General features: G+C 35.6%; 14 protein-coding genes. 4 read left to right on the top strand and 10 right to left on the bottom strand.

The features are described from left to right. Positions 1 to 12: 12 nt before the first annotated feature. Positions 13 to 972 carry an NAD(P)H-dependent flavin oxidoreductase gene (locus SM124_RS02600; protein ID WP_322444928.1) on the bottom strand — a complete coding sequence of 320 codons (960 nt, stop codon included), beginning with the start codon at positions 970 to 972 and terminating at the stop codon, positions 13 to 15. Positions 973 to 1,238: 266 nt separating this feature from the next. On the opposite strand from SM124_RS02600, the gene SM124_RS02595 reads away from it, so the two are divergent. Next, positions 1,239 to 2,708: an aminotransferase class I/II-fold pyridoxal phosphate-dependent enzyme gene (locus SM124_RS02595; RefSeq protein WP_322444927.1), complete on the top strand. Its 1,470-nt coding sequence runs from the start codon at positions 1,239 to 1,241 to the stop codon at positions 2,706 to 2,708. Between the two features lie 107 nt (positions 2,709 to 2,815). On the opposite strand, the gene SM124_RS02590 is transcribed toward SM124_RS02595, so the two are convergent. Together SM124_RS02590 and SM124_RS02585 are read right to left on the bottom strand one after the other, a co-directional pair. Continuing rightward, positions 2,816 to 2,941, bottom strand: coding sequence for a GapA-binding peptide SR1P (locus tag SM124_RS02590; protein WP_322444926.1), 126 nt, complete (start codon positions 2,939 to 2,941; stop codon positions 2,816 to 2,818). Between the two features lie 261 nt (positions 2,942 to 3,202). Then, a complete protein-coding gene (locus SM124_RS02585; protein WP_322444925.1) occupies positions 3,203 to 3,502 on the bottom strand; it encodes a DUF3055 domain-containing protein in 300 nt (99 codons plus the stop codon). Between the two features lie 201 nt (positions 3,503 to 3,703). On the opposite strand from SM124_RS02585, the gene SM124_RS02580 reads away from it, so the two are divergent. Together SM124_RS02580 and SM124_RS02575 are read left to right on the top strand one after the other, a co-directional pair. Continuing rightward, the gene (locus tag SM124_RS02580; protein ID WP_322444924.1) at positions 3,704 to 4,138 is read left to right on the top strand and encodes a DUF1885 family protein; all 435 of its coding nucleotides are present in this window, start codon (positions 3,704 to 3,706) and stop codon (positions 4,136 to 4,138) included. Positions 4,139 to 4,768: 630 nt separating this feature from the next. Continuing rightward, a complete protein-coding gene (locus tag SM124_RS02575) occupies positions 4,769 to 5,149 on the top strand; it encodes a small peptidoglycan-associated lipoprotein (RefSeq protein WP_322444923.1) in 381 nt (126 codons plus the stop codon). Between the two features lie 113 nt (positions 5,150 to 5,262). On the opposite strand, the gene lpdA is transcribed toward SM124_RS02575, so the two are convergent. The 5 genes from lpdA to SM124_RS02550 all read right to left on the bottom strand — a co-directional run bounded on the left by lpdA (position 5,263) and on the right by SM124_RS02550 (position 11,517). Then, positions 5,263 to 6,678, bottom strand: coding sequence for a dihydrolipoyl dehydrogenase (lpdA, locus tag SM124_RS02570; protein ID WP_322444922.1), 1,416 nt, complete (start codon positions 6,676 to 6,678; stop codon positions 5,263 to 5,265). A 3-nt stretch (positions 6,679 to 6,681) separates the two neighbouring features. Continuing rightward, positions 6,682 to 7,983, bottom strand: coding sequence for a dihydrolipoamide acetyltransferase family protein (locus SM124_RS02565; RefSeq protein ID WP_322444921.1), 1,302 nt, complete (start codon positions 7,981 to 7,983; stop codon positions 6,682 to 6,684). Between the two features lie 163 nt (positions 7,984 to 8,146). Further along, a complete protein-coding gene (locus SM124_RS02560) occupies positions 8,147 to 9,124 on the bottom strand; it encodes an alpha-ketoacid dehydrogenase subunit beta (RefSeq protein ID WP_322444920.1) in 978 nt (325 codons plus the stop codon). 3 nt (positions 9,125 to 9,127) lie between these two features. Further along, positions 9,128 to 10,243 (bottom strand): pyruvate dehydrogenase (acetyl-transferring) E1 component subunit alpha, encoded by a 1,116-nt coding sequence (gene pdhA, locus SM124_RS02555; protein WP_322444919.1) that lies wholly within the window; start codon positions 10,241 to 10,243, stop codon positions 9,128 to 9,130. Between the two features lie 608 nt (positions 10,244 to 10,851). After that, positions 10,852 to 11,517, bottom strand: coding sequence for a YkyA family protein (locus tag SM124_RS02550; protein ID WP_322444918.1), 666 nt, complete (start codon positions 11,515 to 11,517; stop codon positions 10,852 to 10,854). 400 nt (positions 11,518 to 11,917) lie between these two features. On the opposite strand from SM124_RS02550, the gene def reads away from it, so the two are divergent. Next, positions 11,918 to 12,472 carry a peptide deformylase gene (gene def, locus SM124_RS02545; RefSeq protein ID WP_322444917.1) on the top strand — a complete coding sequence of 185 codons (555 nt, stop codon included), beginning with the start codon at positions 11,918 to 11,920 and terminating at the stop codon, positions 12,470 to 12,472. Positions 12,473 to 12,516: 44 nt separating this feature from the next. Here def and SM124_RS02540 read toward each other — a convergent pair whose 3' ends face one another. Both SM124_RS02540 and SM124_RS02535 read right to left on the bottom strand, forming a co-directional pair. Then, on the bottom strand, positions 12,517 to 13,287 hold the full coding sequence (locus tag SM124_RS02540) for a Cof-type HAD-IIB family hydrolase (protein ID WP_322444916.1): 771 nt from the start codon (positions 13,285 to 13,287) through the stop codon (positions 12,517 to 12,519). Between the two features lie 37 nt (positions 13,288 to 13,324). After that, a complete protein-coding gene (locus tag SM124_RS02535; protein WP_322444915.1) occupies positions 13,325 to 14,221 on the bottom strand; it encodes a DMT family transporter in 897 nt (298 codons plus the stop codon). Between the last annotated feature and the right edge of the window lie 201 nt (positions 14,222 to 14,422).

The following is a 14,422-nucleotide window of genomic DNA, read 5'->3' as shown; positions in this document are numbered from 1 at the left end:
ACTATTTAGAGTTTAGTTTGCCCAGTTGCGTCTAATTTTCTCAGCATCACTCACCATACGATGGAATAGTTCTTCTACCGTTGGAACATCTTTAATTAGTCCCATCACTTGCCCCGCCCAGGCGAACCCCTCATCCTCTTTTCCCTCATAAATATATCGTTTATTTGCTTTTCCACTGACGTAATCCTTTAATTCCTCATATCCAGCCTGTCCTTTTTCAAGTTCCAATATTTTATCAGTCCATGAATTAGAGATGGCCCTTGCCGGAGCACCTATTGAACGTTTAATTACTACTGTGTCATTTTCCGTTCCATTCACTAATCGAGTCTTATATTCATCGCTTGCATGAACACATTCTTTTGTCGCAATAAACCTAGTCCCCATCTCTATTCCTTCCGCCCCTAAACTTAATGCTGCCATTAAGCCTCTGCCGTCCCCAATACCACCTGAAGCAATAACTGGGATAGAAACAGCATCTACTACTTGAGGAATTAATACCATCGTCCCAATGTCATCTCTTCCAAGATGGCCTCCACCCTCTTGTCCGACGACCATTACAGCATCAGCACCGAGTTCCTCCGCTTTTACTGCTTGCCTTTTAGCAGCAACTAAAACAAGTTTTTTAATATTTGTACCTTTTAGCTGCTCAAAAATAGGACTAGGATTGCCTCCTGTCATCGTTATAACCGGAACCTCTTCTTCTATAGCTACTTCTAAATAATCGGAAAAAGGTCTTCCATGTTGTCCAATGGCAAAGTTGACTCCAAAAGGTTTATTCGTTAGTAACTTAACCTTTTTAATCTCTTCTCTTAGTGATTGTGGATTTGGCAAAGACATAGCCGTTACTTGCCCTAATCCCCCTGCATTTGAAACAGCTGCAGCTAAATCGGAATAAGCCAGATGAGCTAACCCACCTTGGATAATCGGATATTTAATATTTAGAAGTTCAGATACTCTTGTTTTCCAATTCATTTTTACCCCTCCATACAATTACTTAATATTAATTTCTATTTTTGTGTTTTATTTTCCTGTTATCTTCTAAAACTAAAAAAGCTTATGATTAATTAATTAATTAATTATTAAGAGGGACCATGTAAATATTCATCTACATTAGTTATTTTCAAGTAGTTTTCATTTGTCCCTATGCAAAGAAAATGAATAGTGCTATAATTCATTTGTTTTATTAAAGTTCTTTTATGAATAGACTTATTTTGATATCAAAGAGGTGTGTAATAAAGTTGTCTCAATCTAATACACCGTTATTCAGCGGTTTACTTGAACATGCTAAGAAAAATCCAATTCAATTCCATATTCCTGGTCATAAAAAAGGAACTGGAATTGACCCTGAATTTAAAAACTTTATCGGGGAAAATGCTTTGTCTATCGATTTAATTAATATCGGTCCATTAGACGATTTACATCAACCAAAAGGAATCATTAAACAAGCTCAAGATCTAGCTGCAGAGGCGTTTGGGGCTGAGCACACGTTTTTTTCTGTTCAAGGAACAAGCGGTGCAATCATGACCATGGTTATGGCCGTTTGTGGACCTGGCGATAAAATAATTGTACCAAGAAATGTTCATAAATCGGTTATGTCTGCCATTGTTTTTTCAGGTGCTACTCCAATCTTTATTCATCCTGCCATTGATGAAAAGCTTGGAATCTCACATGGAATTACAACAGATGCAGTAGAAAGAGCACTTGAGCAACATCCCGATGCTAAAGGTGTTCTAGTGATTAATCCTACTTATTTCGGGGTTTCTGCTGATTTGAAGAAGATTGTGGAAATAGCTCATTCCTACAATGTACCTGTTTTAGTGGATGAGGCACATGGAGTTCATATTCATTTCCATGATGAACTACCTTTGTCTGCGATGCAAGCGGGTGCAGATATGGCAGCAACGAGTGTTCATAAATTAGGTGGTTCAATGACGCAAAGCTCCATTCTTAATGTTAGAGGAAATCGGGTATCTGTAAAGCGAGTTCAATCGATATTAAGTATGTTAACAACCACATCTACTTCTTATTTATTACTTGCTTCCTTAGATGTAGCTAGAAAGCGTCTAGTAACTGAGGGTAAAGAATTAATCACACGTACCATTGAGTTAGCACAATATATTAGAAAACAAGTGAATGAAATTGATCATCTTTATTGTGTGGGTGAAGAAATACTAGCACTAGAAGCCGCTTATGACTATGACCCAACAAAAGTCATTATTTCTGTAAAGGAGTTAGGCTTATCTGGGTTTGATGTAGAGAAATGGCTACGAGAAAAATATAATATAGAAGTTGAAATGTCTGACTTATATAACATCCTTTGTATCGTTACCCCTGGGGACACAAAGAACGAAGCAGACATTTTAATTAATGCTCTACAGGAGTTGGCTAAGTATCCAATTGAGCATCCAGAAAAAGTAGATGCAAAAGTATTACTGCCTGATATTCCTGTTTTAGCATTAACTCCTCGTGATGCATTTTATGCTGAAACAGAGCTAGTTCCTTTTGATCAATCAGAGGGAAGAATTATTGCCGAATTCATCATGGTATATCCACCAGGTATTCCGATTTTCATTCCAGGTGAAATTATCACTGAGGATAATCTTCGTTATATTAGAGAAAACATGGATGCGGGTCTTCCTGTACAAGGACCAGAAGATTATGACCTAAAGATGTTAAGGGTCATTAAAGAACATAGAGCAATAAAGTAGTCAAAAAGAACTTCCTAGTTGTAGGGAGTTCTTTTTTTGTTTGTTTTTTACAAATAATAAAAAAACATACTCTCAAAAGGAGTATGCTCAATCTATAATTGATAATATTAATGTTCTTCTACACCATGCTTATCACAAGAATCTTCACATTTAGCAGCATAAAGTACCGTTACTTTATCGTCCTCAAAGTGATCAATGATTGAGTTACAACCTTGGCAAACAATAGTACCCATTTTTTCAATCCCCTTTACGTAAGTAATCTCATTTAAGTTGTAAGCGCTTTAATATCTTTAAATATATAATAATATAACACTATTAGTTTTTCAAGCCTATTTTGTATAACACATTAAGGAAATATTAATAAAAATCAACTGTTTCTTTATCATATATTAACGGACTTCTCATACTATGCTACACTAATTCTTTTATTCTTAAGAAAAAACACCTCCAATTGTTATTTTCACTTAACAATTGGAGGTGTGATTAGATAATACTTATTCGTATTGGGTTTCGAAAGGAATTTGTGGGAGTGCGTCTAAGAAAAATTCTACAAGGTCAGCAGCTTGTTTGCTGTCTTTAATACGGAAAGATGACTGGATATATTCGATGTCTTCGAGGTCTTTAGGATCGAGGAGTGTGGAGCGGCCAGTCTGCATACATATAACAAGGGGTTTTCCAAAAAACATGTTTGTATAAACAATACCAAAGTCAAATCGGGTATCTTCTGTAGTAAATCCTACAAACCGTACCTTAACTTTTTCATGCTCATCATAAAGTTTATCAAAAAGTTCCATAAAACTCCTCCTTTTATTTTAATATTTAGAATATTATTATAATTCAAATTTCAAAATTTGGCAAGATTATATACAAAATCTCTACTAACTGTTGTCACTTCTTTTTAATCAGTGCTAGAATAAAGGAAATGACCTTCTTATTAGTAACTTTTAAACACTATAAAGAGGCATAAGATCAATGGGAGTTGGAGGGATAGGTGAATGGCAAGTAATGCATATATAAAACTCGTGCCATCATCAGCAAAAGAAAGCGTTACCACTGATGAACTTAAAGAGCTATTTCACTATTATAAAGAAATTACTACAAAAACAGGTAAGCAAGTAGATTGGCAATATGACGAAGCGTCTTTTCCTTACGAGATAAAAGAAAAGCCAGAAGCGAAAGGATCATGGTTCTATCTATACTCTAACGAGGATCGATACCATGCTATTCTTTTAGGTGTTGACTCAGAAGTTGTAACACTCGAGGACGGCTCCGAGCAAGCACAAAGCTACATACAAGTTACACTTCCAGAGTCTTCAACATACGGAGATAAAGGAAAAGCAAATGAGTTTTGCAAGTTTCTAGCAAAGAAACTTCAAGGCGAATTACACTTATTTAATGGTAGAGTAATGTACTTCTACCCAAGAAAATAAACGGATTGGGCGGCCCATGGTCGCCCATTTTATTTTGTACTAATGAGCTATTAACGACATGGTAAAGTGAAATGATGAGTAGATCGTAAGACTAGCAAAAGTGAGTAGAAAGGTTTTTTTCGAAGATTTTAGAATGTAATTTCCTACTGTTATCGCTAGGTAGAAAAAAACAAAAAACATTAGAATATTAAAAATAACTTGATCATGCTTAGATAGCCACTCTAAAAGGGAATACCCACTCCATATGATTAGCTGTATTAATATTACAGTATATGTCTTCATAGAACTAGAACACCACCAAATTCAATAAAATTGTGTCACTTTTTCTTGATGGTCAAATGGAATTTTATCATTATATTATATTTTATAATAGAGTAGATCATTAACCTATTTTTATTTTGTAAAATTATTGTTACGGTTTATTTAATTTACCCTTTATTAAGATTGTGTTATCTTTTTCATTTTTGTAACATTTGCATGACATTAGCTGAATATGTGTATTCGTGTGATAAAATATGGCTAAATTATGATTTTACATAAACTCTACGTAAATAAATAACGTTTGTCCTAAAAAAACTTAATAGTTTGACAATACACTTCTTACTCTACAGAAAAAGTGAGGCAAAAAAAATGAAAGGTTTGCCAATCATCTTACTCTTTTCTCTTTTAACTATTACTACCTCTTGTTCGAGAACAGAAGAAGACGAAGGCTTAAAAATTGACAATAGCATAAAACAAGTTATTTTCTTTTCTAATGAATCGGAATACGAGTTTGAAGCCTCTTATTATGATGCGATCATTGAGCTGAAAAAAGAGTTTCCCGAAGAAATTAAGAATATGATTGTTTTAACACCTTCAAAAGGAAAAGAACATTTTGACACTTTTAAGGTTAAAGATTGTCCCGCCATTATCGTTATATATAATGAAAAGATTGTCGTTAAAGTGGACGGAGCTACATCAAGTGATAAAATTATTAAACCTATCGCCAAAGTACTTTCTAAAGATTCATAAAAGAATGATTAGAATAACATATGATTTCTACTAGTTAAACATTCTTCCTTTTGCTACTATCTATTTACAATTAAAAACCCTTTTCCATTCACTGGAAAAGGGTTTTTAATCATTTATTTTTTCATAACTACGTGAATTGGGCTACCTAAAGCTACTTCTGCAGCTTCCATTGTAATCTCACCAAGTGTTGGATGAGCGTGTATAGTCATCGCTAAGTCTTCAGCCGTCATTCCAGCCTCAATAGCTAAACCAAGCTCAGCAATCATATCAGAAGCACTAGGTCCTGCGATTTGAGCTCCAATTACTAATCCGTCTTCCTTACGTGTAACAAGCTTAACGAAGCCGTCAGTGTTGTCTAGTGCTAGAGCACGACCATTTGCAGCAAACGGGAATTTAGCAGCAATCACATCGATACCTTCTTCTTTCGCTTGTTGTTCTGTATAACCAACAGAAGCAAGTTCCGGATCTGAGAATACTACTGCAGGGATACCTAAATAGTCAATTTCAGAGTTATGACCAGCAATTACTTCAGCAGCAATTTTACCTTCATAAGAAGCTTTATGTGCTAACGGTGGTCCTTCTACTACGTCACCAATCGCAAAAATGTTGCTTACGTTTGTGCGACATTTTTTATCAATTTTAATAATTCCACGGTCAGTTAATTCTACACCAGCTTGTTCTAAACCAAGCTCATCAGTGTTAGGACGACGACCAACCATTACAAATACGTAATCAGCGTCAACCGTTTTCTCTTCACCATTAGCTTCGTATCGAACGGTTACACCGTCTTCTCTTTCTTCAACGCCTTTAGCAAGTGCTTTCGTAATAATTTCTGCACCTTTACTTTTAAGGTTTTTCGCTACGATTGAAGACATTTGCTTTTCAAATCCATTTAAGATTTGATCTGTACCTTCAAGAATTGTAACTTTCGTACCGAAGTTAGCATATGCCCCACCAAGCTCAGTACCAATGTAACCTCCACCAATTACAACAATGTGGTTAGGAATTTCTTCAAGAGCAAGAGCACCCGTAGAATCTAACACACGTTTTGTATATTTAAACGCAGGTAATTCGATTGGTCTTGAACCAGTAGCAATAATAGCATTTTTAAATTTATAAGTTTGAGCAGAGTTTTCGTCCATTACACGAACAGTGTTTGAATCAACAAAGTATGCTTCTCCACGAACGATATCTACTTTATTTCCTTTTAAAAGTCCTTCAACTCCGCCTGTAAGCTTCTTTACTACTCCCGCTTTCCAAGCTTGAACTTTTGAAAAGTCAACAACTACATTTTCTGCAATGATTCCGATAGAATCAGAATGCTTTGCTGTTTCATATCTATGACCAGCAGCGATTAATGCTTTTGATGGAATACATCCAACATTTAAACAAACGCCACCTAAAACATTTTTTTCAACAATGGTTACTTTTTGTCCTAGTTGAGCTGCACGAATAGCAGCTACATATCCACCAGGGCCCGCACCAACGACTAGAGTATCAGTTTCAATTGGGAAATCTCCAACTACCATTTATTACGCCTCCATTAACAATAGTTCTGGATCATTCAACAAACGCTTAATATGGTTAAGAGCATGTTGAGCTGTTGCACCGTCAATGATTCTATGATCAAAGCTTAAAGATAATGCTAATACTGGAGCAGCTACAATTTCTCCATCTTTAACGATTGCCTTTTCAGCAATACGTCCAATCCCTAGTATCGCCACTTCAGGGTGATTAATTACTGGTGTAAACCATTGACCGCCAGCAGAACCAATGTTTGTAATCGTGCAAGAAGCACCTTTCATTTCATCTGCAGCAAGTTTACCATCACGTGCTTTACCAGCAAGTTCATTAATTTCATTTGAGATTGAGAAGATTGATTTACGGTCAGCATCCTTAACAACTGGCACTAATAATCCTTTTTCTGTGTCTGCTGCAATTCCAATATTAAAATAATGCTTGTGAATGATTTCGCTAGCTGCGTCATCAATAGATGTGTTTAACGCAGGGTACTCACGTAAAGCACTAGTTAATGCTTTTACTACATATGGTAAGAACGTTAACTTAATTCCTTTGTTTGCAGCAACCTCTTTGAATTTCTTACGGTGTGCAACTAGTTTCGTTACGTCTATTTCATCCATTAAAGTAACGTGAGGAGCTGTATGCTTAGAGTTAACCATCGCTTTAGCAATTGCTTTACGGATACCGCTCATTTTCTCACGAGTTTCTGGATATTGACCTTGTGGAATAACAGGTGCTGCTGCTTTTGTTTCTACTGCTTCAACAGCCGCTTCTTGTTGTGGAGCTTGTGCTTCCACTGCTACCTGTGCTCCACCGCTTAAGAAGGCATCAATATCCCCTTTAAGTACTCGGCCATTATTGCCTGAACCTGATACTTGGCGGATATCTACACCCTTTTCACGTGCATATTTACGAACAGATGGCATCGCAATAACACGACGAGCTGGATCAACCGCTGTTTGTGTGTCAGCAATTCCATTGTCCGTTGTACTTTCAACATTTACTGTTTCTTTTACTTCTTCTTTTGGTGCTTCTTCAGCATGATCATCACCTTTGAACTTAAGGTGCTCATAACCAGGAGCGTCAAAAGTAACAAGAACTTGACCTACAGTAGCGACTGTTCCTTCACCAACTAAAATCTCCTCGACCGTACCAGTAACCGGAGAAGGAATTTCTACTACTGCTTTATCGTTTTGTACTTCACATAGTACATCGTCTTCTTGAATTTTATCTCCAGGTTTAACAAACCATTTTACGATTTCACCTTCATGGATACCTTCACCAATATCCGGCAATCTAAATTGAAATGCCAATGGATTCACCCTCCTATATGCTAAAACATCAATATAATCAATAAACTAAAGGGCAAATGTAACCATTTTCCCCTTAGTCAAAATAACTGCGTATGTTAAGTATTGGTTGTTTTATGATAAAGGTTTCATTTGTACCTTAAAATAAAACATATGATCATACTTATTAGAAGTTAAGTACTTTTTTCGCTGTTTCAATTACATCCTTGTAGTTAGGAAGCCATACTGTTTCAGCTTGAGAGAACGGGTAAACCGTATCTGGACCTGCTACACGTAATACTGGAGCTTCTAAGCTAAGGATTGCACGATCGTTAATTTCCGCCACAACATTAGCAGCAATACCTGCTTGTTTTTGTGCTTCTTGAACGACAATTGCACGACCTGTTTTTTCAACTGAAGCAATAATTGTGTCAATATCTAAAGGTACAATCGTTCTTAAATCTACCACTTCCACGGAATGCCCTTCTTTTTCTAGTTCTTCTGCAGCTTTCAATGATTCATGAACCATTGCTCCGTAAGTGATGATTGAAAGATCAGAACCTTCACGTTTTACATCTGCTTTACCGATTTCAATTGTGTACTCTTCTTCAGGTACTTCTTGACGGAAAGAACGGTATAATTTCATGTGCTCTAAGAAAATAACAGGATCGTTATCACGAATAGCAGAAATTAATAATCCTTTTGCATCGTAAGGAGTTGAAGGAATAACTACTTTTAATCCAGGTTGTTGAGCTACAAGACCTTCTAAGCTATCAGCGTGAAGTTCCGGAGTATGTACTCCCCCTCCAAATGGTGACCGGATGGTTACAGGTGAATTGTAACGTCCACCAGAACGATATCTCATACGAGCCATTTGACCTGAAACTGAATCCATTACTTCATATACGAATCCAAAGAATTGAATTTCCATTACAGGACGGAAACCTTGTAAACCAAGCCCGATTGCTAGACCACCAATTCCAGACTCAGCAAGTGGTGTATCAAATACTCTCTCCTCACCAAATTCTTGTTGAAGACCTTCAGTTGCACGGAAAACCCCACCGTTTACGCCCACGTCTTCCCCGAATAGTAATACGTTCGGATCATTGCGCAGTTCAGTACGTAACGCATCCGTGATTGCTTGAATCAATGTCATTTGCGCCATGGCTTACTTCGACTCCTTTTCCTTGTAAACTTCATATTGTTCTTTTAAGAAATTAGGCATTTCTTCGTACATAATAGACATTAAGTCTGTTACTTTTTGTTTTGGTGCATCATCAGCTAATTTAATAGCGTTTTTAATGTCTTCTTTCGCCTGTTCAATCACTTCATTCTCTTTATCTTCAGTCCATAATCCTTTGTTCTCTAAGAATTTACGGAAACGAACTAGAGGATCTTTCTTTTCCCATTCGTTATCTAAATCAGAAGTACGGTAACGAGTAGGGTCATCTCCAGCCATTGTATGTGGACCGTAACGGTAAGTTAAAGTTTCAATTAATGTTGGACCTTCCCCATTAATAGCGCGCTCACGTGCATCACTTACAGCAGCATAAACAGCTAATGGATCCATTCCATCTACTTGAACTCCAGGAATACCTGCAGCAACCGCTTTTTGTGCAATTGTTTTTGCAGCAGATTGTTTTTCAACAGGAGTTGAAATAGCAAATCGGTTATTTTGTACAATGAAAATTGCTGGAGCTTTATAAGCACCTGCAAAGTTAATTCCTTCGTAGAAATCACCTTGTGAAGCTCCGCCGTCACCTGTGTAAGTGATAGCAACAGATTTTGCCCCACGTTTTTTCATTCCTAGTGCAACACCAGCAGCTTGAATAATTTGTGCACCAATGATGATTTGTGGTGCAATCACGTTTACACCCTCAGGAATTTGATTTCCTAGGAAGTGACCACGAGAGAATAGAAATGCTTGGTGTAAAGGTAAGCCGTGCCAAATCATTTGAGGTACATCACGGTAACCCGGTAGGATGAAGTCTTCTTTTTCTAAAGCAAATTGTGAAGCTAATTGAGAAGCTTCTTGCCCTGCTGTAGGAGCATAGAAACCTAAACGTCCTTGTCTGTTTAAAGAAATGGAGCGTTGGTCAAGAATACGAGTATAAACCATACGACGCATTAACTCTTGTAATTGCTCATCGCTTAGGTTTGGCATTGCTGCCTCGTTAACCACTTCTCCCTCTTCATTTAAAATTTGAAACATTTGAAATTGTTCTTCCACTGCTTCAAGTTGTTTTTTCGCATCAAGTTGCTGTGCCTTCGTTTTCGAAGCCATGCGAGTCACCTATCCTTTCATATAAAAAAAGAATTAATTTAAGAGCCATCACAAAAATAGGATGCCCAAAACTAAAACATATTAGCTGTATGTTGTTTCGTTCATATTTGATCAACTGCCGTTTTTCTTCCATATATAGAATTGATTTCTATGACTAAGCAAACATACTTTTGAATAGTTTTCCACATATTCCGTTATTAAAAACGTATTTCCTCTAATCAATGACTATCATATTCTGTATCAGTCGAAATTGCAACTATATTGATACAACTATGCAACCGATTTTTAGTTTACAATAAGTAAAATATCATCGTCAATCACTAAGCATTATCTTTTTTTATGATTTTTACCATGAGAATGTTTTAACGTTAAACCAATACTGTTTCACCATTCCACATAAACTGTACTATAAAAAGATTATTTTTTTGCTTGTGTTATAAAAAAGATTCTTAAATTATAATTATATTAATAAAGATAAATTTTACCATTTGGTAGTTCACTATATTAAATATAGTGATTAAATCTAGCAACTTTACTAGACAGCCACCTATAAAATATTATTCCAAAATAAAAAGAAACCAGATTGTAACTGGTTTCTTTTTATGAATTTATTTTGATTTCACTTCAAGGCCTGCCTGTTTATAAAATTCTAATTTTAGCTCATTATATTTTTGCGTCTGTTCATTAAACCTCTCGTTTGCATTAAGGACATTTTCATAAGATTCATTTATTTTTTTGATTTGTTCTTCTAACTGTTCTAAAGACACTTCTTTATTTTTAAATAACTCATAAAGTTCTTTGTCATATTCGAGACCTTGCATGTAGTTACTGTATAACTCATTATGAATGTCATAACGCTCCATCATCGTAGCATACATGTTCCTAGCTTTTTCTTTAACTTTAGGATCCTCAATATCTTCTATAGTCGTAACTATCTTTTTAAACTCTTCAGATGATTTATTTATACTTTCCTTTTCTTTTTCCATATGTTCTTTTCTTTGATCGACCATGGTCAAAGCTTCATCTGATAGTTTAATGATTTGATCAAACTCTTTCATTCCTAGTGCAATAATTTTGTCATACAGTTTTTTCTCTTGCTGTTCAAGATTGACTAAGGGATCTTGTTGATCTTCAAAGCCCTGTTCAGTTTGAACCACACTTTCTAATACTTCATATATTTTTTCTGTTGGACTCTTAGTATTCAAACAGCCTGTTAAAAAAATTGAACCTGCTATTACTATCAAAAAAAGACGAGCATTGCGAAAAATCGACACGTGGTTACCCCCTTAATATTACAATTATTACTATATCGATTGCTAGAACTTTTGACAATAGCCTCTACTACGTAATGGTGTCGAATTATCTGAATAATGAATCAAGGATTAAAGTGCGGCGTATAATTTAAATTTGATTAGCTTGTCCTTTGATATAAGTTCTATTCAAATAAACATGATAATATGACGGACTTCTAAAATATTTTATCATTTTAGAATTTAGGGGGAGTTAACAATTACTCATTTGTCTGCTAAACTAATGGCATAATGTAAGAGGAAGGTTACTTAAATCTTAATAACCATAGTAGAATTACGTATCCTCGCATATAATCATTAAAAATCTAGTTGAACAAACTTAAGACACATACCTGAGTCTTTAGCGTTATAGGAGGAATTTGATATGTTAACAATGGAAGATATCATTCGTGACGGTCACCCTACTTTACGTTCCGTTGCAGAAGAAGTTCCATTTCCTACACCTGAGGAAGACAAAGAGATTTTAAGAGAAATGTTAGAGTATCTAAAAAACAGCCAAAATCCAGAAGTATCAAGTAAATATGGCCTTAGAGCTGGGATTGGACTTGCAGCTCCACAAATCAATGTTTCTAAAAGAATGATTGCTATACATTCACCTGATGAAAATGGTACCTTACATAGCTACATGATAGTGAATCCTAAAATCGTTAGTCACTCTGTAGAAAGAGCATACCTTACTTCAGGAGAAGGATGTTTGTCTGTTGATGAAGACATTCCTGGATTTGTTCCAAGATATGCCCGTATAACGGTAAAAGCTACAGACTTAGAAGGTAACGAATTAAAATTACGTCTAAAAGGAATCATGTCTATTGTTCTTCAACATGAAATTGACCATTTAAATGGTGTCATGTTTTATGATCACATTGATAAGAAAGATCCATTTAAAGCGCCTGAAAATGCAGTTGCATTGGAAAGGTAAAATTGGAAAGGCCAGTATCAATAGATACTGGCCTTATAGCGTATTTAAATTAATTCTAACTCTTTTAATCCATACCAAATTCCATCTTCATCTACACTTCTGGTTGTCATGTTTGCATGTTGTTTTACTTCAGGTACAGCATTTCCCATTGCAACCCCTGTTCCGACCGCCTTCAGCATCTCTATATCGTTGAGACCATCGCCAAAAGCATACACATCTTCTAGTTTAAAGCCGAGACGGTCAATCATTTTTTTAATTCCCTCTGCTTTTGAACCACCTTTAGGAAGTACATCAACGGAATAGGTATGCCATCTAATGAAACCAAAATGACTATAATCCGAAGTATATTGATTCTCTTCCTCTTCCGGACAGAACATAAGTGTTTGATACAAATCTCGATTTTGATAGAAGTATGGGTCCTCTTCTGGATGAGGGAATTTCAAACTAGAGATACTTTCCTCAATATACGGGTGGAAAGGCACGCTCGATTTCATCGTTTTCTCTGTCATAAAGACAAGCGGATGATTATTTCTCTTTGTATGTTCGTACAATCTTTCTAATTCTTGGCTGTTTAATGGATTTTTATAAATAGCCTCATTTTCAAATACAACATATTGCCCGTTAAAACTTACATATGAGTCGATATCTAATTCTTTTCTTAAGTTCTCAAACATAAATGGAGCTCTCCCCGTTGAAATGGCAACGAAGACCCCGTTTTTCTTTAATTGATTAAGAGCTTCTTTCGTCTTAGAAGGAAGATTCTTTTCGTGATCAAGTAAAGTTCCGTCTATATCAAAGAATACGATTTTTTTCATGTTGTTGTGACTCTTCCTTTCAGGGACTAAATATCCTCTACGCAACTGCCGCTTTCTTCTTATTTTCTTTAACTTTCATTGAAGAAATGTATATTCCAACAAAAATAATTAATAGACCTACAATCATACTCATATGAATTTCTTCTTTAAGTAGGAGTACTCCCCAAATGATAGCAGAAACAGGAACTAAGTAGGTTACTAATGCAGCAAACTCGGCACTTCCCTTTTGTACGAGATAATAATACAGCAGATAGGCAATTCCGGAACCAAGGGACCCTAGGCCGAGCAGTGGCAGAATTACTTCTATTTTAGAAAAAACTCCAAAGGATTGTGGTGATAGAACAATCATCATAATTAATCCAATTATCGTTGAGAAGACTAATGTAAACAAAGATATCGTTAAAACCGATAAACCGGTTAAATATTTTTTGGTTAGATGGCCACTTAGGCCGTAGCAAGCAGTTGCACCTAACATTAACAAAACACCGATGGTATTTCCAGAATAAAATTCACCCGGTTTAATATCTGAAAGAATAAAAATACCAACAAAACCTACTAGTACACCAATCCATTGATTTTTCTTTAATGAAGATGAGAAGAAGAGAAAACCGATAAGCAAAGTCCAAATTGGTGTAGTAGCATTAATAATGGAGGCTAATCCAGAAGAAATTTTAGTCTCACTAGAAGAAATTAAAAACCAAGGAAGAGCATTATTTAATAAGCTCACTAATATTAACATCTTCCATGGGATATTCGTAAACACCCCTTTATTCCTAATGAACAGAGCTACGACTAGTAAAGTTACAGCTCCAAAAAGGCTCCTTCCAAACACCACAGCTGAAGGATCCATAGATTCTAATAAAATTTTTATAAATAAAAATGAGGTCCCCCAGATCAAACTTAAAATAATAAGTGCACTATATAACTTCCCCAACTCGATCCCTCGCTAACTAAACTCTCTATTATATTTTTGTAATGATAGTCCAAATAACACTAGTTATATTTATCAAATACAAATAATGTATATTATACAGCACATTTAAACTTTTTTAATTAAAATTATTTAGGATTGCTAAAGAAATATGTATTTTGTTCCATCTTTATCCATGAGAGAAAAATCTACTTTTCCATATAC

The sequence above is a fragment of the Robertmurraya mangrovi genome (assembly GCF_034427655.1).
In the GTDB taxonomy this organism is placed as follows: domain Bacteria; phylum Bacillota; class Bacilli; order Bacillales; family Cytobacillaceae; genus Robertmurraya_A; species Robertmurraya_A mangrovi.
Note: the sequence above shows the minus strand (reverse complement) of the source record. Positions and strands in the feature narration are given on the sequence as shown.